General features: G+C 70.3%; 14 protein-coding genes and 1 pseudogene. 13 read left to right on the top strand and 2 right to left on the bottom strand.

Going from position 1 to position 19,303, the window contains the following annotated elements; genetic code table 11:
- Nucleotides 1-119: 119 nt before the first annotated feature.
- Together ACFCZ1_RS13070 and ACFCZ1_RS13065 are read right to left on the bottom strand one after the other, a co-directional pair.
- Nucleotides 120-1,028: a hypothetical protein gene (locus tag ACFCZ1_RS13070; protein WP_376678451.1), complete on the bottom strand. Its 909-nt coding sequence runs from the start codon at nt 1,026-1,028 to the stop codon at nt 120-122.
- Between the two features lie 106 nt (nt 1,029-1,134).
- Nucleotides 1,135-1,779 carry a hypothetical protein gene (locus ACFCZ1_RS13065; protein ID WP_376678450.1) on the bottom strand — a complete coding sequence of 215 codons (645 nt, stop codon included), beginning with the start codon at nt 1,777-1,779 and terminating at the stop codon, nt 1,135-1,137.
- A gap of 98 nt (nt 1,780-1,877) precedes the next feature.
- On the opposite strand from ACFCZ1_RS13065, the gene ACFCZ1_RS13060 reads away from it, so the two are divergent.
- The 13 genes and pseudogenes from ACFCZ1_RS13060 to ACFCZ1_RS13000 form a co-directional block, all read left to right on the top strand.
- Nucleotides 1,878-4,499, top strand: a complete 2,622-nt coding sequence (locus tag ACFCZ1_RS13060) for a valine--tRNA ligase (protein WP_376678449.1) — start codon at nt 1,878-1,880, stop codon at nt 4,497-4,499.
- Nucleotides 4,500-4,685: 186 nt separating this feature from the next.
- Nucleotides 4,686-5,843, top strand: coding sequence for a sensor histidine kinase (locus tag ACFCZ1_RS13055; protein ID WP_376678448.1), 1,158 nt, complete (start codon nt 4,686-4,688; stop codon nt 5,841-5,843).
- A 364-nt stretch (nt 5,844-6,207) separates the two neighbouring features.
- The gene (locus ACFCZ1_RS13050; RefSeq protein WP_376678447.1) at nt 6,208-7,740 is read left to right on the top strand and encodes a bifunctional folylpolyglutamate synthase/dihydrofolate synthase; all 1,533 of its coding nucleotides are present in this window, start codon (nt 6,208-6,210) and stop codon (nt 7,738-7,740) included.
- Nucleotides 7,741-7,742: 2 nt separating this feature from the next.
- Nucleotides 7,743-8,111 carry a DUF4233 domain-containing protein gene (locus ACFCZ1_RS13045; protein ID WP_376678446.1) on the top strand — a complete coding sequence of 123 codons (369 nt, stop codon included), beginning with the start codon at nt 7,743-7,745 and terminating at the stop codon, nt 8,109-8,111.
- Nucleotides 8,112-8,175: 64 nt separating this feature from the next.
- On the top strand, nt 8,176-8,586 hold the full coding sequence (ndk, locus tag ACFCZ1_RS13040) for a nucleoside-diphosphate kinase (RefSeq protein ID WP_376678445.1): 411 nt from the start codon (nt 8,176-8,178) through the stop codon (nt 8,584-8,586).
- A 318-nt stretch (nt 8,587-8,904) separates the two neighbouring features.
- Nucleotides 8,905-9,924 (top strand): rod shape-determining protein, encoded by a 1,020-nt coding sequence (locus ACFCZ1_RS13035; RefSeq protein WP_008738981.1) that lies wholly within the window; start codon nt 8,905-8,907, stop codon nt 9,922-9,924.
- A 135-nt stretch (nt 9,925-10,059) separates the two neighbouring features.
- Nucleotides 10,060-11,007: a rod shape-determining protein MreC gene (gene mreC, locus ACFCZ1_RS13030; RefSeq protein WP_376678444.1), complete on the top strand. Its 948-nt coding sequence runs from the start codon at nt 10,060-10,062 to the stop codon at nt 11,005-11,007.
- 13 nt (nt 11,008-11,020) lie between these two features.
- Nucleotides 11,021-11,734: a rod shape-determining protein MreD gene (gene mreD / locus ACFCZ1_RS13025; protein WP_376678443.1), complete on the top strand. Its 714-nt coding sequence runs from the start codon at nt 11,021-11,023 to the stop codon at nt 11,732-11,734.
- A gap of 13 nt (nt 11,735-11,747) precedes the next feature.
- Nucleotides 11,748-13,919 carry a penicillin-binding protein 2 gene (gene mrdA / locus ACFCZ1_RS13020; protein WP_376678442.1) on the top strand — a complete coding sequence of 724 codons (2,172 nt, stop codon included), beginning with the start codon at nt 11,748-11,750 and terminating at the stop codon, nt 13,917-13,919.
- A gap of 14 nt (nt 13,920-13,933) precedes the next feature.
- A complete protein-coding gene (gene rodA / locus ACFCZ1_RS13015) occupies nt 13,934-15,133 on the top strand; it encodes a rod shape-determining protein RodA (RefSeq protein ID WP_376678441.1) in 1,200 nt (399 codons plus the stop codon).
- 49 nt (nt 15,134-15,182) lie between these two features.
- Nucleotides 15,183-16,703: a CHAD domain-containing protein gene (locus tag ACFCZ1_RS13010; protein WP_376678440.1), complete on the top strand. Its 1,521-nt coding sequence runs from the start codon at nt 15,183-15,185 to the stop codon at nt 16,701-16,703.
- A gap of 73 nt (nt 16,704-16,776) precedes the next feature.
- Nucleotides 16,777-18,702, top strand: a complete 1,926-nt coding sequence (locus tag ACFCZ1_RS13005; RefSeq protein WP_376678439.1) for a TIGR03960 family B12-binding radical SAM protein — start codon at nt 16,777-16,779, stop codon at nt 18,700-18,702.
- Between the two features lie 103 nt (nt 18,703-18,805).
- Nucleotides 18,806-19,303: pseudogene (locus tag ACFCZ1_RS13000) on the top strand (hypothetical protein); the annotation flags it as partial.

Here is a 19,303-nt window from a genome sequence, read left to right as displayed (position 1 = left end):
GGGACCGGGGTTCGGTCCGTACGCACCTGGGGCCCCTGTACTCGTGGGGTTCGGCCGCCGGCTTTCCTCATACGGGGCCCCCCGTCGGGGGCGCCCCTTCTGCGTTTCGTGACGTCCCGCTACTTCTTGACGCGGGCCGTGTTGTAGAGCTTCGCGGTGATGTCCGCGGTCTGCTCCAGGGTGTAGCCCGGCTTGCCGGCCAGGATGGAGGCGATGTCAGTCGCGCTGACCATGCTCAGCGTGCTGTAGTCACCCCAGATGCAGACGGGGACGGTGAATTCCTTGGGGCCCTTGGTCGCCGTGTCCTTCGAGGTGACCTTGATCTCCTGGCACTTCATCACGGCGCCCTTGAAGCCGGCCGGGGTCATCGCCTTGGGGCTCCCGATGAGTTGCACGTCCGACTTTCCGTCCTTGGCGGCGTTGAGCTTGGCCATGGCGAAGTAGCCGTCCACCGACTTCTCCGGGTCGGCGAGTTCTCCGTAGACGCCCTGGAAGTTGAGACCCTTGGCCGACAGGGGGTTCTTCGGGTCGCCGGACATGTAGGTCATGCCCACCTGGGCGGGGTTCTTGATCCCCGCCGCCTCGGCTTCCTTCTTGTCCTTGTCGGTGAATTCCTTTTCCGGGTACTTCGGGTCCTTCTTGAAGTCGTCGACCGACTCCGGGGCGACCAGCTTGTAGCCCTTGGTGTCCGCGGAGACGGCGCCGCCGGCGCCGCCGCCCAGGAAGTACCAGCCGCCGCCCGCGATGACCGCGACCGCGACGACCGCCGCGATGATGACGCCCGTCTTGGACTTCTTCGGGGGCGTCCCGCCGTACGGGGGCTGCTGCTGCGGGTAGCCGTACGCGGGCGTCGGCGGCTGCTGGGGGTAGCCCTGCGGGGGGACGCCCGGCTGCTGCGGGTAGCCGTAGCCCGGCTGGGGCGCGGGCTGGCCGTACGGGCCCGGTGGCGGGGGCTGCTGCCCGTACGGTCCGGGCTGCTGCGGCTGCTGCGGCTGCTGCCCGTAAGGCCCTGGCTGGTTGTAGCTCATCCCTGCGTCCCCCTTAGGAACTTCTTTAGGAACTTCTTATGTGGCTCACATCCTCGCGGAAGATCGATCCTGGCCGGGCTCCGGGGTCCCAGGCGTTACGGAACTACTACGACGCGGAGACCTCCATCACGCCCCGCAACTCACGGGCCTGCGCCGCGAGCGCGTCGACGGTCACCGGCTTGTTCTCGATGGGGACGGTGACCGTCACCAGCGAGCTGTGGTCGGCCCACATGCACATCGGCATCGACCCTTCGGCCATCACGACCGTTCCGCAGCGCATCGCGCCGCCCGCGGGCGTTCCGGCCTCGTGCGTCGTGATCTCCGCCTCCTTGAGGCCCATCCCCTTCAGGCCGGTGGTGAGTTCCGCGCCCGGGTCCTCGTCGCGGAAGCTGCCCGCCGCGCCGCTGACCACCAGCTGAGCGGTGCCCGCCTGGTCGGCGTACACGACGGCCACCCTCGTCGTGCCCGGCTTCGCGGGGCCGGACTGGTTCTGGCCCTGCTTGATCGCGTCGACCCGCGGTCCGGAGTCCTGCAGGGTCAGGCTCTGGAAGGCGGCGGGCGGTACGAGCTTGTAGCGGCCGGCGTCCGCGGGGCCGTCGGTGCCGCCGAGCGAGGCCAGGGCGAACTTGACGGCGAAGGAGCCCGCGGCGAACGCCAGCACCATTCCCACGGCCTTGAGGACGCGCTTGTTCTTCGGCGGGACGGGCGGCGTGACCTGCGCGTGGCCGTACGGCTGGGTGATCTCGTTCATGTGCGCATGAGACGGGTCCGGCACGGTCACGGGCAATGGGCGGCCGCACCACGGTATCGATTCGTAACGGAGGTGGGGCCGCCCTTATCCTTTGGCTCGTGACCGAGAACACGCAGACACCCAGCAGCCCCAACTCCGAACTGCCGACCCAGTACGCGCCGGCCGAGGTAGAGGGGAAGCTCTACGAGCGCTGGGTAGAGCGTGGGTATTTCGAGGCCGACGCGAAGAGTGAGAAGCCGCCGTACACCGTCGTCATCCCGCCGCCGAACGTCACGGGCTCGCTCCACCTGGGCCACGCCTTCGAGCACACGCTGATCGACGCGCTGACCCGCCGCAAGCGCATGCAGGGCTTCGAGACGCTGTGGCAGCCCGGCATGGACCACGCGGGCATCGCCACCCAGAACGTCGTCGAGCGCGAGCTCGCCAAGGAGGGCAAGTCCCGCCACGACCTGGGCCGTGAGGCCTTCGTCGAGCGCGTCTGGCAGTGGAAGGCCGAGTCCGGCGGTCAGATCTCCGGCCAGATGCGCCGCCTCGGCGACGGCGTCGACTGGTCCCGCGAGCGCTTCACCATGGACGAGGGCCTCTCGCAGGCGGTCCAGACGATCTTCAAGAAGCTCTACGACGACGAGCTGATCTACCGCGCCGAGCGCATCATCAACTGGTGTCCGCGCTGCCTCACCGCGATTTCCGACATCGAGGTCGAGTACCAGGACGACGAGGGCGAGCTCGTCTCGATCCGCTACGGCGAGGGCGACGCGTCGATCGTCGTCGCGACCACCCGCGCCGAGACGATGCTCGGTGACACCGCCGTCGCCGTCCACCCGGAGGACGAGCGCTACAAGCACCTCGTCGGCACCGAGATCGAACTGCCGCTGACCGGCCGCCGGATCCCGGTCGTCGCCGACGAGCACGTCGATCCCGAATTCGGCACCGGCGCCGTCAAGGTGACGCCGGCGCACGACCCGAACGACTTCGAGATCGGCCAGCGCCACAACCTGCCGAACCTCGCGGTCATGGACGAGCACGCCGTCATCACGGTCCACGGCCCCTTCCAGGGCCTGGACCGGCTGGAGGCCCGCTCCGCCATCGTCGCCGCGCTGCGCGCCGATGGCCGGATCGTCGCGGAGAAGCGTCCGTACACCCACTCCGTCGGCCACTGCTCGCGCTGCAAGACCACCATCGAGCCGCGCCTGTCCATGCAGTGGTGGGTCAAGGTCGGCCCGCTGGCGAAGGCCGCCGGTGACGCGGTCCGCGACGGCAGGGTCAAGATCCACCCGCAGGAGATGGAGAAGCGGTACTTCGACTGGGTCGACAACCTGCACGACTGGTGCATCTCGCGCCAGCTGTGGTGGGGTCACCGCATCCCGGTCTGGTACGGCCCGAACGGCGAGGTCGTCTGCGTCGGTCCCGACGAGCAGCCGCCGAGCGGCGAGGGCTGGACCCAGGACACCGACGTCCTGGACACCTGGTTCTCCTCCGGCCTGTGGCCCTTCTCCACCCTCGGCTGGCCGCAGCAGACCGAGAGCCTGGCGAAGTTCTACCCGAACTCCGTCCTGGTCACCGGCTACGACATCCTCTTCTTCTGGGTCGCCCGGATGATGATGTTCGGCCTGTACGCGATGGACGGCACCCCGCCGTTCCACACCATCGCCCTGCACGGCATGGTCCGCGACGAGCGCGGCAAGAAGATGTCCAAGTCCTTCGGCAACGCGGTCAACCCGCTGGACTGGATGGACAAGTACGGCAGCGACGCGGTCCGCTTCACCCTGGCGCGCGGCGCCAACCCGGGTGTCGACGTCCCGATCGGCGAGGACTGGGTCCAGGCCTCCCGGAACTTCGCCAACAAGATCTGGAACGCCACCCGCTTCGCGCTGATGAACGGCGCCACGATCGAGGGCGAGCTGCCGGCCCGCGAGCAGATGTCGGCGACCGACCGGTGGATCCTGTCGCGGCTGAACAAGACCGTGGCCGAGGTCGACGCCTTCTACGAGGACTACCAGTTCTCGAAGCTGTCGGAATCCCTCTACCACTTCGCGTGGGACGAGGTCTTCGACTGGTACGTCGAGCTGTCGAAGACGACGTTCTTCGCGGGCGGCGAGGGCGCCAAGGTCTCCGGGCGGGTCCTGGGCGAGGTCCTCGACGTCACCCTGCGCCTGCTGCACCCGGTGGTCCCCTTCGTCACCGAGACGCTGTGGACCACGCTGACCGGCCGCGAGTCCCTCGTGATCGCCGAGTGGCCGAAGGACAGCGGTTTCCGTGACGAGGCCGCCGAGGCCGAGATCGAGAACCTCCAGGCGGTCGTCACCGAGGTCCGCCGCTTCCGCGCCGACCAGGGTCTCCAGCCGGGCCAGAAGGTCCCGGCCCGCCTGGACCTGTCCGGTACGCCGCTGGCCGCGCACGAGGGTGCCATCCGCCAGCTCCTGCGCCTCCAGCCGGAGGGCGAGGGCTTCAGCGCCACCGCCACGCTCCCGGTCGCCGGCGCGACCGTCGCGCTCGACCTTTCGGGCACCATCGACGTGGCCGCCGAGCGCAAGCGCCTCTCCAAGGACCTCGGCGCAGCCGAGAAGGAGAAGCAGCAGGCCGAGGCGAAGCTCGGGAACGAGGCGTTCATCGCCAAGGCCCCCGACAACGTCGTGGACAAGATCAAGGGCCGTCTCGCCAAGGCCGAGGCCGACATCGCGCGGCTCCAGGCCCAGCTGAACGCGCTGCCGGCCGGCTAGCCGCACTGCCCACGAGCGAGTGAAGACCCCCACACCGTCGGTCGATGTGGGGGTCTTCCCCGTATGCCTTCCCCGCGCGGGGCTCGGCGTCACAGGAGTGTGAAACCTGTCCGAAGTGCCCTAAATCACTTGTTATCCGGTTCCGGTGGATCAGATCCTCGGCGCTGAGCACGGATGATGGAGGGCATGCACGTCAAGCCCGTCGCCTCGGCGCTCCACGCGGCCGCGGCCCGCGGCCGCCGGCTCGCCGAGGGCTGGGCCGGCTCCCCGAGGGCGCTGGACGTGCTCACCGCCCTCAGCTGCCTCGCCCTGATGGCGTTGGACCTGCCGGGCCTCGCCGCCGCCGACAACTCGCTGAGCGGGCCGCTCGCCGCCGTCGTGCTCGCCGCCGGCTGTTCGACCCTGCTGGTGCGCCGCCGGGCGCCCTGGGTCTCGTACCTCGCAGCGCTGCTGTTCATCGGCTGGCTGCACGAACTCACCCTGATCCAGTTCGCCCTCTACTCGGTCGGCCGCTACCGGGGCCGCCGGGCCGGGATCCTCGCCACGCTCGGGTACGTGGCCTTCGCGCTGCTGGTGTTCAGCGTGCCGGGGTGGCCCGAGCCCAGGGTGGAGAGCCTGAGTTCCTTCCTCAGCCTGGTCGTGCCCATCGGCGTGCTCGCCGCCGCGGTTGGCATCGCCGCCTACCGGCACGACCTGGTGTCGGAGCTCGCCGCCCGGCGGGCGGAGTCGGCCGTGCTCCAGGCGGTGGAGCAGGAGCGCACCTCCGTCGCACGCGACGTGCACGACTTCGTCGGGCGGGAGCTGACCCTGCTCACGGTGCGCTCCGAGGTGCTGTCGACGCGGGCGCGCGAGACCTCGTACGGACCGGACTTCGAGGAGCTGGCCGACACCGCGCGCCGGGCCCACCTGGTGCTCAACGAGATCATCGTCCAGCGGGGGGAGCGGGCCCCGACCCCGGGCGTGGACGGGCTGTCGGCGCTGGCGGAGGAGAGCGGGCGGGCCGGTTCGCCGGTACGGCTGGCCCTGGACCCGGACGCGTACGCGCTGTCGCCGCTGCGCCAGGCGGCGGTCTACCGGGTGGTGCAGGAGTGCCTGACGAACGCCGCCAAGCACGCGCACGGCGAGACCATCGAGGTAGCGGTCACGGCGGACGGCCCGCGGCTGCGGATAGCCGTCAGCAACACCCTGCCCGCCCGGACCGCCGACGCCGCCGGCCGGGCCCCGGTGTCGGCGGGCTCGGGCACGGCGAGCATGTCCGAGCGCGTGCGCAGCCTGGGCGGAGAGCTGACGACGACGCGCACGCAGGACGCGTACGAGGTCGTCGCCACCCTTCCCCGCGGTTAGACCGTCCAGGGACAGCCCTCAGGCCCTCAGGCCCTCAGGCCCTCAGGCCCTCAGGCCCTCAGGCCCTCAGGCCCTCAGGCCCTCAGGCCCTCAGGCCCTCAGGCCTTCGCCGGGGCCGGCGGGCCGCCCGGCGCGGTGGTCGTGCCCGCCTTCACGGCGACCATGGACGGCTCATTGAGGACGATTCCGTGCCCCCGTGCGCAGACGAGGGTGGGAAAATGTCCTATTGATGCTGTCCTGCGGCATTTGTCCCCCCATCTCCTGCCCGCAAGGCTTGCACGACGATCTGGCCGCCCCGCCCGCCGAACGTTCCGGAACGCCCGGGTCGAAAGTCCCACGGGTCCTCGTCCGTAGACTGGGCTCCGTGAGTGAGCAGCAGCCCGAGAGCCCCGAGAGTCACGACAGCCCCTTCGATGGATCCGACGAATTCGACCAGATCATCGCGGAGGAGTCCGACCGCGACCCCGACCTGGCGGTGATCGAGGCCGGCAGCCGCACCCTGCGTGCCCAGGCCGGGCCGCCCCAGGGCGACCCGGTGCCCGCCCTGCCCGCCGACCCGGAGGTCGCCAAGGCACTGCAGGAGGTGGAGCAGGAGCTCGCCACCCGCTGGGGCGAGACCAAGCTGGAGCCGTCCGTGTCGCGGATCGCCGCGCTGATGGACGTCCTGGGCGAGCCGCAGCGCGCGTACCCCTCCATCCACGTCACCGGCACGAACGGCAAGACCAGCACGGCCCGCATGATCGAGGCCCTGCTGAACGCCTTCGAGCTGCGCACCGGCCGCTACACCAGCCCGCACGTGCAGTCGGTCACCGAGCGGATCAGCCTCGACGGGGCGCCGATCACCGCCGAGCGGTTCATCGAGACGTACCACGACGTCAAGCCGTACGTGGAGATGGTCGACGCCGCCCAGGAGTACCGGCTGTCGTTCTTCGAGGTGCTCACGGGAATGGCGTACGCGGCCTTCGCGGACGCTCCCGTCGACGCGGCCGTGATCGAGGTCGGCATGGGCGGCACCTGGGACGCGACCAACGTCATCGACGCCTCGGTCGCCGTGGTCACCCCGATCAGCCTGGACCACACCGACCGGCTCGGCTCCACGCCCGGCGAGATCGCGCTGGAGAAGGGCGGCGTCATCAAGCAGGGCGCCACCGTGATCCTGGCGCAGCAGCCGGTGGACGCGGCGCAGGCACTGCTGAAGAAGGCCGTCGAGGTGGACGCGACCGTGGCCCGCGAGGGCATGGAATTCGGCGTGGTCTCGCGCGAGGTCGCGGTCGGCGGGCAGCAGCTGACGCTGCGCGGTGTGGGCGGCGAGTACGACGGCATCTTCCTGCCGCTGTACGGCGCGCACATGGCGCACAACGCGGCCGTGGCGCTGGCCGCGGTCGAGGCCTTCTTCGGCATCGGCCAGGAGCACGCGCGCGTGCTGGACCTGGACACCGTGCGCAAGGCCTTCGCCTCGGTGACCTCGCCGGGCCGCATGGAGGTCGTGCGGCGCAGCCCGACGGTGGTCCTGGACGCGGCGCACAACCCGGCGGGCGCGGCGGTCACCGCCGCGGCGGTCACCGAGTCGTTCGGCTTCAGCCGGCTGATCGGTGTCGTGGCCGCGAGCGAGGGCAAGGACGTCCGCGGGGTCCTGGAGGCCTTCGAGCCGATCTTCGCCGAGGTGGTGGTCACGGAGAACTCCAGCCACCGCTCGATGGGCGCCGACGAGCTGGCGGCCGTCGCGGTCGAGGTCTTCGGCGTGGACCGGGTGCAGGTGGAGCCGCGGCTGGACGACGCCCTGGAGGCGGCGATCACCCTTGCGGAGGAAGAGGCCGAGTACGGAGGGGCCGGGGTCCTGGTGACCGGTTCCGTGATCACGGTGGGCGAGGCCCGCCTGCTGCTGAAGAGGGGCTGAGGATGCGCACGCTGTGTGCGAGCACGCTGATCGGCGAGTTCTTCGTGATCGGCTTCGCGGGCCTGGTGGCCATGAAGGACCCGGACCTGACCCAGACGGCCGTCTGGACGGTGTGCGGGGTCAGCATGCTGCTGTCGGTGCTGCTGTGCGGGATGCTCTCGCGCCCCGGCGCGGTACAGCTGGGCTGGGCCCTGCAGATCGGCCTGGTCGCGAGTGGGTTCGTCGTCCCGGCGATGTTCTTCCTCGGTGCGGTCTTCGCCGCCCTGTGGTGGTGCTCGGTGCACTACGGACGCAAGATCGACGAGGTCAAGGCCCGCTGGGCGGCCACCCAGGAGGCCGCAGCGGCCCCCGGGGCGCCTGACGCTGCGTGACGGGTCACCTTGTCGGCCCTGTAGATTCGTCCCACCGCACCCGTATGCCGCAAGGAGCCGCAACATGACCCAGCGCACCCTCGTCCTGCTGAAGCCCGACGCCGTCCGTCGCGGTCTGGTCGGCGAGATCATCGGCCGTATCGAGCGGAAGGCCGGCTGGACCATCCCCGCGCTGGAGCTGCGTACGCTGGACGAGGAGACCCTCGAGGCGCACTACGGCGAGCACAAGGGCAAGCCGTTCTACGAGCCCCTCATGGGCTTCATGGCCAGCGGGCCGGTCGTCGCCCTGGTCGTCGAAGGGGAACGCGCGATCGAGGGCGTCCGCCAGCTGGCCGGACCGACCGACCCGATCGCCGCGGCGCCCGGCTCCATCCGGGGGGACTTCGGCACGATCGTCCGGGAGAACCTGATCCACGCCTCGGACTCCGAGGAGTCCGCCGAGCGCGAGCTGAAGCTGTTCTTCCCGGCGCTCTGACCACATTCCGAGACCTCCGTGAGCACTCTTTCCTGACGTGACATCAGCCGAATAGCGCTCATGACCTGGGGCGACCGAAGTAATTTCGGTCGCCCTGCGGTATTTCCGGGCGATACCGGGAACGCCTGGGCAGGACACGTCGTCACCACTGAGGGGGCGGGTATCCATTCCGGCGGGATTGCCGGAGTCCCGTCGCGCGGTGTCCGTACTCCCGGCACTACGATGGGGCCTCCACCCACACACCCACCTCGCCGACCTGACAGCAGCCGCTATCAACTGGAAGGCCAGACGCTCCTCATGGGGAACAAGGGGAACAACATGTCGTTCATCGGCCGTGACATGGCGATCGACCTCGGGACCGCCAACACGCTGGTGTACGTGAGGGGCCGGGGGATCGTCCTGAACGAGCCGTCCGTGGTCGCCATCAACACGAACACCGGCGGCATTCTGGCGGTCGGCTCCGAGGCGAAGAAGATGATCGGGCGCACGCCCGGCAACATCGTCGCCGTACGCCCCCTCAAGGACGGCGTCATCGCCGACTTCGAGATTACCGAGCGTATGCTCCGGTACTTCATCCTCAAGATCCACAAGCGCCGCTACCTGGCCCGCCCCCGCGTCGTGGTCTGCGTTCCCTCCGGCATCACCGGAGTCGAGCGCCGCGCCGTCATCGAGGCGTCCACGCAGGCCGGCGCCCGCCAGGTGCACATCATCGAGGAGCCCATGGCGGCCGCCATCGGCTCGGGCCTGCCCGTCCACGAGGCCACCGGCAACATGGTCGTGGACATCGGCGGCGGCACCACCGAGGTCGCGGTCATCTCCCTCGGCGGAATCGTCACGGCGCAGTCCATCCGGGTGGCCGGTGACGAGCTGGACAACGCGATCATCCAGCACATCAAGAAGGAGTACTCGCTCCTCCTCGGCGAGCGGACCGCCGAGCAGATCAAGATCACCATCGGGTCGGCGTACGACCTCGACAAGGACGAGCACACCGAGATCCGCGGCCGAGACCTGGTCTCCGGCCTGCCCAAGACGGTCGTCATCTCGGCCGCCGAGGTCCGCAAGGCGATCGAGGAGCCCGTCAACGCCATCGTCGACGCCGTCAAGACCACCCTCGACAAGTGCCCGCCGGAACTCTCCGGCGACATCATGGACCGCGGCATCGTCCTGACCGGCGGCGGCGCCCTGCTGCGCGGCCTCGACGAGCGGCTGCGCCGTGAGACGGGCATGCCCATCCACATCGCCGAGGACCCGCTCGACTCCGTCGCCCTCGGATCCGGCAAGTGCGTCGAGGAGTTCGAGGCACTGCAGCAGGTCCTGGACGCCCAGCCCCGTCGCTGACACACACCCCTCCGAGCCGGAGGGACCATGCGGAACACACAAGGATCCGCCGTACGGGTGCTACCGAGCCCGTGCGGCGGATCGTTGATATACAGGCAAAACAACATTCCGACGAGGAAGGCACGGCCGCCGCACGTGAGGGACACACGAGAAAGCCGGCTGCTCCTGGTGCTTCTGATCGCCATCGCGTTCGCATTGATCACGGTGGACATCAGGGCAGGCGAGGAGTCTCCGGTCGACGGTGCCCGGCAGGCCGCGGCAGCGGTCTTCGGCCCGGTCGAGAAGGGCGTGGCCACCGCCGTCGACCCGGTCGCCAACGCCATAGGGGCGGTACGGGACTCCGGCGAGCGCCACAACCGCATCGCCGTGCTGGAGCAGCAGAACGCGGCCCTGAAGGCCAAGCTGGGCAGCGAGGACCAGACCCGCAGCCGCATCCACGAGCTCGACGAGATGCTCAAGCGGGCCGGCGCCGGACAGTACGGAATCAAGGGCGCCGAGGTCATCGCCATAGGAGCGGCCCAGGGCTTCTCCTGGACCGTCACCATCGACGCCGGCAGCAAGGACGGCATCGAGCGCGACATGACCGTCCTGAACGGCGACGGACTCGTCGGCCGGGTCAGCACCGTCGGCCCCGACACCGCCACCGTCGTCCTCGCCAACGACCCCGGCTTCACCGTCGGCACCCGCTTGGAGAAGACCGGCGAACTCGGCTTCGCCACCGGCCAGGGCGACCGCGCGCTGTCCGTCCAGATGCTCAACGGCAAGGCCAAGGTCAGCCCCGGAGACCGCCTGGTCACCTTCGGCTCGCGCGGCAACAAGCCCTTCGTGCCCGGTGTGCCGATCGGCGAGGTGGTCAAGGTCGACCCCTCCCGCGGCGACCTGACCCGCACGGTCTGGGTGCGCCCGTTCGTCGGCTTCTCGCGCCTGGACATCGTCGGCGTCGTCGTGATGCCGCCCCGCGAGGACCCGCGCGACGCCGTCCTGCCGCCCAAGCCCGAGGCCCCCAAGCCCACCCCCACGGTCACGGTCACGGTCACGCCGTCCGGGTCCGCCAGTGTGCCCGCCAAGCCGGCCGACGAGTAGGAGCAGACCGACCATGCGCTTCAACCGGATCCTGCTCTCGGCCACCCTCGTCGTGGTCGCGCTCGTCGTCCAGGTCACCGTCCTGGGCCGGCTCCAACTGCCCGGCGCGGTACCCGACCTGGTGCTGCTCACCGTCGTCGCCCTCGCACTCGTGTACGGGCACGTCAGCGGAGCCCTCATCGGCTTCTCCGCGGGCCTCCTCGCCGACCTGGCGCCGCCCGCCGACCACGCCGCCGGGCGGTACGCACTCGTCCTGTGCGTCATCGGCTACGTGGCCGGCCTGGTCCGCCCCGACAGCGGGCGGTTCCGCTCCGCCTGGGGCCCGATGCTCACCGTCGTCGCGGCCGCGATGGGCTCCACCCTGCTCTACGCGGGCGTGGGCGCCCTCGTCGGCGACACGGCCGCCCGTCACGTGGGCCTGACCGGCCTGCTGTTCACCGCCACCCTCTACGACCTGCTGCTCGCGCCGTTCACCGTGCCGTTCATCATGGCGCTGGCCCGGCGCGCCGAGAACGACCCGATGGCCGTCGAGGCCGGCGGCGGCCCCTCCGGCAAGGCCGCCGACGTCTCCTCGGGCTGGCTGGCCGGCGGTACCGGCCTGCGCATCGGCAGCCAGCGCGGCGGCCTGCGGATGAAGACCGCGCGCTCCCGCGCCAACCGGGCCGTCCGGATAAAGGGCGTCAAGGCGGTCAAGGTCAAGGGCGTGAAGAGCATCAAGAAGCTGTGAGGGAGGAGCAGGCGTGACCAACGTTCCGGAAACCGGCCGCACCTCCCGGGTGCAGATCCGGCTCGTCATCATCCAGGTGCTCGTCCTCTCGATGCTGGTCACCCTCGGCGGCCGGCTCTGGTACCTCCAGATCCGCAACGGCGCGGAGTACTACCACGAGGCGAAGAGCAACCACGTCCAGCGGGTCGTCCGGCCCGCCGTGCGCGGGTCGGTACTCGACGCCCGGGGCGTCCCGCTCGCCGACAACGAGACCCGCCTGGTCGTCTCCGCCAGCCGCACGGCGCTGATGAAGATGAAGGACCGGGGCAAGGGCGTCATGACCCGCCTCGCCGACGTCCTGGACATGACCCCCAAGGAGGTCATGGAGAAGGTCCGGCTCTGCGACTCCCAGACCCCCAAGCCCTGCTGGAACGGCTCCCCGTACCAGCCGATTCCCATCACCCTCGAAGCCACGACGCAGCAGGCGCTGCAGCTGCGCGAACGCCCCGAGGAGTTCCCGGGCATCACCGCGGAGCCCACTGCCGTCCGCCGTTACCCGGCACCCGGCGGGGCCCGCACCTCACAGGTGCTCGGCTACCTCTCGCCGGTCACCGACGAGGAGATCCAGAAGGCCAAGGACACCGACTCGCCGCATCTGCGTTCCGACCAGGTCGGCCGCTCGGGAATCGAGCGCACCTACGACAAGTACCTGCGCGGCAAGGCGGCCGTCACCTCGTACGAGGTCGACAACCTCGGCCGGGTCATGCACCAGACCGAGGCCGACCCGGGCGTGGCCGGCTCCACCCTCATCACCAGCATCGACGCCCGGGTGCAGGCCGTCGCCGAGTTCGAGCTCCAGCAGGCGATGAAGACCGTCCGCCAGGAGACCGACAACATCACCGGCCGCAAGTACGAGGCCGACTCGGGCGCCGTCGTCGTCATGGAGACCAAGACCGGCCGCGTCGTCGCGATGGCCTCCCAGCCCGACTACGACCCCAACGCCTGGGTCGGCGGCATCTCCGGCAGCGACTACGCCAGCCTCACCAGCAAGAACTCCAACTACCCGCTGCTCAACCGGGCCATCCAGGGCCAGGCCCCCGCGGGCTCCATCTTCAAGGTGGTGTCGGCGAGCGCGGCCGTACGGGCCGGCTACGCCTTCGACGACAAGTACAACTGCAGCGCTTCCTACAGCATGGGCAACCGGAGCTTCGCGAACTTCGAGTCCAAGGGGCACGGCCCCATCACCCTCGCCGAGGCCCTCAAGTTCTCCTGCAACACCGTCTTCTACGCCCTCGGGCACAAGGAGTGGCAGCGCGACGGCGGCCTCAAGCCCAAGAAGGACGCCCACGACTGGTTCTACCGGACCGCCCGTGAATTCGGACTCGGTTCCGAGACCGGGATCGACCTGCCGAACGAGGTGACCGGCCGCATCCCCGACCGCCGGTGGAAGAAGAACTTCTGGGCGGCCAACAAGGACTCCTGGTGCAAGCAGGGCAAGAAGGGCGGTACCTACGTCGAGCAGATCGCCTACGAGAGCTGCCTCGAAGGCAACCAGCTGAAGGCGTTCGACAGCATCAACTTCGCCATCGGCCAGGGCGACGTCCTCGTCACCCCCATCCAGATGGCCACCGCCTACTCCGCCATCAGCAACGGCGGCACCCTCTACGACCCCACGGTCGGCAAGGCCGTGATCAGCCCCGACGGCAAGCGCATCGAGATGATCAAGCCCAAGCCCCACGGCAGGCTGCCGGTCGACGCCCGGACCATCGCCGACCTCGACAGGGGCCTGCGCATGGTCGTCGAGCCCGGCGGCACCGCCGCCTGGCGGTTCGGGGGCTGGCCGCTGGACAAGATCCCGATGCGGGCCAAGACCGGCACCGCCCAGGTCTACGGCAAGCAGACCACTTCGTGGCTGGCGACCTACACCGACGACTTCACCATCGTCATGACGATCTCCCAGGGCGGCACCGGCTCCGGGGCCTGCGGCCCGGCGGTCCGCAGCCTCTACAACGCCATCTACGGCCTCGACATGGAGGGCAAGCAGGACCCGAAGAGGGCCCTGCTGCTCAAGCCCGAGGCGAAACTGCCCAAGATCCGCCCCGACGGCTCCATCGACTCCCCCGAGATCCGGCCGTACGTGCCGCCGTCCCCGGAGGAGCCGGCGCCGCCCGTGCTCGCCGGGCCGCCTCCCGCGCGGCAGGACTGAGGACCGAAACCGACATGCAGACCGCCAACAAGTTCTCCGTCTCCCGGTACGCGCCCCAGCGCGGGGCGATGGCCAAGCTCACCGCCCGCGACTCGGTGGTGCGCCGGCTCGACTGGCCGATACTCCTCTCCGCGCTCGCCCTGTCCTTCATCGGCGCCCTGCTGGTGTGGTCGGCGACCCGTAACAGGACCCAGCTGAACCAGGGCGACCCGTACTACTTCCTGGCCCGGCACGCCCTGAACACCGGCATCGGCCTGGTGCTGATGATCGGTACCGTCTGGCTCGGCCACCGCACCCTGCGCGGAGCCGTGCCGGTCCTCTACGGGCTCTCGCTCGTGCTCATCCTCGCCGTGCTCACCCCGCTCGGCGCCACCATCAACGGCGCCCACGCGTGGATCGTGATCGGCGGCGGATTCTCCCTCCAGCCCTCCGAGTTCGTGAAGATCACGATCATCCTGGTCATGGCGATCCTGCTGGCCACCCGGGTGGACGCGGGCGACCTCACCCACCCGGACCACCGGACGGTCGTCAAAGCGCTCTGCCTGGCCGCCGCCCCGATGGGCATCGTCATGCTGATGCCCGACCTCGGGTCCGTCATGGTCATGGTCGTCATCGTGCTCGGCGTGCTGCTCGGCTCGGGCGCCTCCAACCGCTGGGTGCTGGGCCTGATCGGCTCGGGCGTGGGCGGAGCCGTCCTGATATGGCAGCTCGGCGTCCTGGACGAGTACCAGATCAACCGCTTCGCGGCCTTCGCCAACCCCGAGCTCGACCCCGCGGGCGTCGGCTACAACACCAACCAGGCGCGCATCGCGATCGGCTCCGGCGGCCTGACCGGCTCCGGCCTCTTCAAGGGCTCGCAGACCACCGGCCAGTTCGTGCCGGAGCAGCAGACGGACTTCGTCTTCACCGTGGCGGGGGAGGAGCTCGGCTTCGTCGGGGCCGGTCTGATCCTGCTGCTGCTCGGCATCATCCTGTGGCGGGCCTGCATGATCGCCCGGGAGACGACCGAGCTCTACGGGACGATCGTGTGCGCCGGGATCATCGCCTGGTTCGCCTTCCAGTCCTTCGAGAACATCGGGATGAACCTCGGGATCATGCCGGTGGCCGGCCTTCCGCTGCCGTTCGTGTCGTACGGCGGGTCGTCGATGTTCGCGGTGTGGATCGCGGTCGGACTACTGCAGTCGATCAAGGTGCAGCGGCCATTGTCGGCCTGATGCCCCGTTCACCCTGCCACCGTGATCCGTTCGGGACTAAGTTCGGTCTATGGCGGACACGAAGCGCGAGATCGAGCGGAAATTCGAGTTCTCTCAGCCGAAGGCGGCCCGGCGCGGGGTGCCGGACCTGACGGGCACGGCCGCGATCGCGGCCGTCTCCGAACAGGGCACCGTCGAGCTCGACGCCGTCTACTACGACACCCACGACCAGCGGCTCGCCGCCGACGGCCTCACGCTGCGACGCAGAACCGGCGGGGCCGACGCGGGCTGGCACCTCAAACTGCCCGTCTCGCCGGGGGTGCGCGACGAGATCGCCGCCCCGCTCGGCGACACCGTCCCGCGCCCGCTGGCGGCCCTGCTCCGCTCCCGGGTGCGCGGCGCCGCCCTGGAGCCGCAGGTCAGGCTCCTGTCCTCGCGCCGGGTCAGCCATCTTCTGGACGCCGCCGGAGCCCCGCTCGCGGAACTGAGCACCGACACGGTCCGGGCCGAGCGGGGCGATGCCACCGCCACCTGGACCGAGGTCGAGGTGGAACTGGCCGACGGGGTCGACCCCGGGCTGCTCGACGCGGTCGAGAAGACCTTCCGCAAGGCCGGGCTGGGGCTCTCCGACGCCCCCTCGAAGCTCGCCCGGGCGCTGGCCGAGACCGGCACGGCGCCACCGGCCCGGCCCGGGGACGACGGCTCCGACGGTACGGCGGGCGCGTACGTCCTGGCGTACCTGCGCGAACAGCGCGACGCCCTGATCGCCCAGGACCCGGCCGTGCGGCGCGGCCTCCCGGACTCCGTCCACCAGATGCGGGTCGCCTCCCGCCGTATGCGCAGCGCCTTCAAGACGTACCGCAAGGTGCTGGACCGGACCGTCACCGACCCGATCGGCGAGGAGCTGCGCTGGCTCGGCGCCGAACTCGGCGTCGACCGCGACCAGGAGGTCCTGCTGGAGCGGATCCAGACCCGCCTCGACGAACTGCCGCGCGCCGCGCTGCTCGGCCCGGTCCGCGGCCGGCTGCGGACGTGGAACTCCGCCCGCCGCTCCGGATCGCGCCGCCGGGCCCTGGCCGCGCTCGACAGCGCGCGCTACCTCACGCTGCTGGACCGCCTCGACGCCCTGCTGGAAGGGCCCCCGCTGCGCAAGGCCGCCCGCGGACGGGCGGAGCGCGTCCTGCCGAAGGCCGTACTGCACGACGTCGATCGCCTCGCCGACCGGGTGGACGCGGCGCTCGCCCTCGCCGAGGGCCACGAGCGCGACCTGGCCCTGCACGAGGCCCGCAAGGCGGCCAAACGCGCCCGGTACGCGGCGGAGGCGGCCGTGCCCGCGCTCGGCAAACCGGCAAAACGCCTGGCCAAGGCGGTGAAGAAGGTCCAGACCGTGCTCGGTGACCATCAGGACAGCGTCGTCGCCCGCGACGCCCTGCTCGGCCTCGCCGTCCAGGCGGCGGGCGCGGGGGAGTCCGCCTTCACCTGGGGCGTGCTCTACGCCCACGAGGAGGCCCTGGCCGCACGGCGCGAACGGGAGCTTCCGGGCATCTGGGCGAAGGCCTCCGAGCCGGGGCTGAGGGCCGCACTGGGATGATCATGTGGGTGGGGGTGCCCGAGCCTAGGGGTACGCTTGAGAGCTGCCCCCTTGCCCGCTTCACGAAAGTCGCGTGATGACCGAGTCGGTCTTCCCTCAGCTTGAGGCCCTGCTTCCGCACGTGCAGAAGCCCATCCAGTACGTCGGTGGTGAGCTCAACTCCACGGTCAAGCCGTGGGAGAGCTGCGACGTCCGCTGGGCGCTCATGTACCCGGACGCGTACGAAGTCGGGCTGCCCAACCAGGGCGTGATGATCCTCTACGAGGTGCTCAACGAGCGCGAAGGCGTGCTCGCCGAGCGCACCTACAGCGTGTGGCCCGACCTCGAAGAGCTGATGCGCGAGCACAACGTGCCGCAGTTCACCGTGGACAGCCACCGCCCCGTCTCGGCCTTCGACGTGTTCGGCCTGTCCTTCTCCACGGAGCTGGGCTACACGAACATGCTCACGGCGCTCGACCTCGCGGGCATCCCGCTGGAGGCCAGGAACCGCACGGTCGACCACCCGATCGTCCTCGCGGGCGGCCACGCGGCCTTCAACCCCGAGCCGATCGCGGAGTTCATCGACTGCGCGGTCATCGGCGACGGCGAGCAGGCCGTCCTCGACATGACCGAGATCATCCGCACGTGGAAGGCGGAGGGCCGGCCGGGCGGGCGCGAGGAGGTCCTCCTCCGCCTCGCCAAGACCGGCAACGTCTACGTCCCCGGTTTCTACGACGTCGAGTACCTGCCGGACGGCCGCATCGGCCGCGTGGTGCCCAACCGCTCCGGCGTGCCGTGGCGCGTGTCCAAGCACACCGTCATGGACCTCGACGAGTGGCCCTACCCCAAGCAGCCGCTGGTCCCGCTCGCCGAGACCGTCCACGAGCGGATGTCCGTCGAGATCTTCCGCGGCTGCACCCGCGGCTGCCGTTTCTGCCAGGCCGGCATGATCACGCGCCCCGTGCGGGAGCGAAGCATCACCGGCATCGGCGAGATGGTGGAGCGCGGCCTGAAGGCCACGGGCTTCGAGGAGGTCGGCCTCCTGTCGCTGTCCTCCGCGGACCACACCGAGATCGCGGACATCGCCAAGGGACTCGCGGACCGCTACACGGACGACAAGGTGGGCCTGTCCCTGCCGTCGACCCGGGTGGACGCGTTCAACGTCGACCTGGCCAACGAGCTGACCCGCAACGGCCGTCGCTCCGGTCTGACCTTCGCCCCCGAGGGCGGCTCCGAGCGCATGCGCAAGGTCATCAACAAGATGGTCTCCGAAGAGGACCTGATCCGGACCGTCTCCACCGCGTACGGCAACGGCTGGCGTCAGGTGAAGCTGTACTTCATGTGCGGCCTGCCGACCGAGACCGACGAGGACGTGCTCCAGATCGGCGACATGGCGGTCAACGTCATCGCCAAGGGCCGCGAGGTCTCCGGCCAGAACGACATCCGGTGCACGGTGTCCATCGGCGGTTTCGTGCCGAAGCCGCACACCCCGTTCCAGTGGGCGCCGCAGCTGTCGGCCGAGGAGACGGACGCCCGCCTGGGCAAGCTGCGCGACAAGATCCGCGGCGACAAGAAGTACGGCCGTTCCATCGGCTTCCGCTACCACGACGGCAAGCCCGGCATCGTCGAGGGCCTGCTCTCGCGCGGTGACCGCCGCATCGGCGACGTCATCCGCGCCGTGTACGAGTCGGGCGGCCGGTTCGACGGCTGGCGCGAGCACTTCTCGTACGACCGCTGGATGGAGGCGGCGGAGAAGACGCTGCCCGCCTACGGCGTGGACGTGGCCTGGTACACGACCCGCGAGCGCACCTACGAGGAGGTCCTGCCCTGGGACCACCTGGACTCCGGTCTCGACAAGGAGTGGCTCTGGGAGGACTGGCAGGACGCCCTCGACGAGACCGAGGTCGACGACTGCCGCTGGACCCCGTGCTTCGACTGCGGTGTCTGCCCGCAGCTCGACTTGGACATTCAGATCGGCCCGACCGGCAAGAAGCTGCTGCCGCTGTCCGTCGTGAAGTGACCTCGGGCCGACGCGGCCCCGCGATGCGATGTGCCCCTCACCGGGAACGGTGGGGGGCACGTCCATGTGCAACGGCTCGGGCCTCCGCTGCGTCGTCGTAGGTATGGACCTGGAGAAACACGGCCGGCACGAGCCGGAACACGGCGGCGAGGGGTGCGTCTTCGCGGTCGTCCGGATTCCGGTGCGGATCCTGGCCGTGGTGATCGTGCTCCCGCTGCGGATGGCATGGGACGTGCTGGTCCTCGCGGCGCGCGGCGTGCACCGCCGCGCCCTGCGCCCGGTCGGCGACGCGGTGGCGTGGCTGTTCACCCGGCTCGGCCGGTACGTCCTGACCCCGCTCGGGCACGCACTGGCCCGGCTGGCCCGGGGGGCCGGAACGGTGCTGAAGTGGCTGGCCCTCGCCGTCTTCCACTGGCCGTGGGTCGCGCTGTGGCGCTACGTCCTCGCACCCGTCGGCGCCGCCCTGTGGCGCTGGGCCCTCGTCCCCCTCGGGCAGGCGCTCACCTGGCTGGCCAGGGCCCTGTTCGTGTGGCCGTGGGTCGCCCTGTGGCGGTACGTGCTCGTCCCGGTCGCCGCCGCGCTGTACCGGTACCTGCTGCGG

The organism is Streptomyces sp. NPDC056224 (assembly GCF_042267665.1).
Classification (GTDB): Bacteria; Actinomycetota; Actinomycetes; order Streptomycetales; family Streptomycetaceae; genus Streptomyces.
This window is presented reverse-complemented; position numbering and strand designations above follow the sequence as displayed.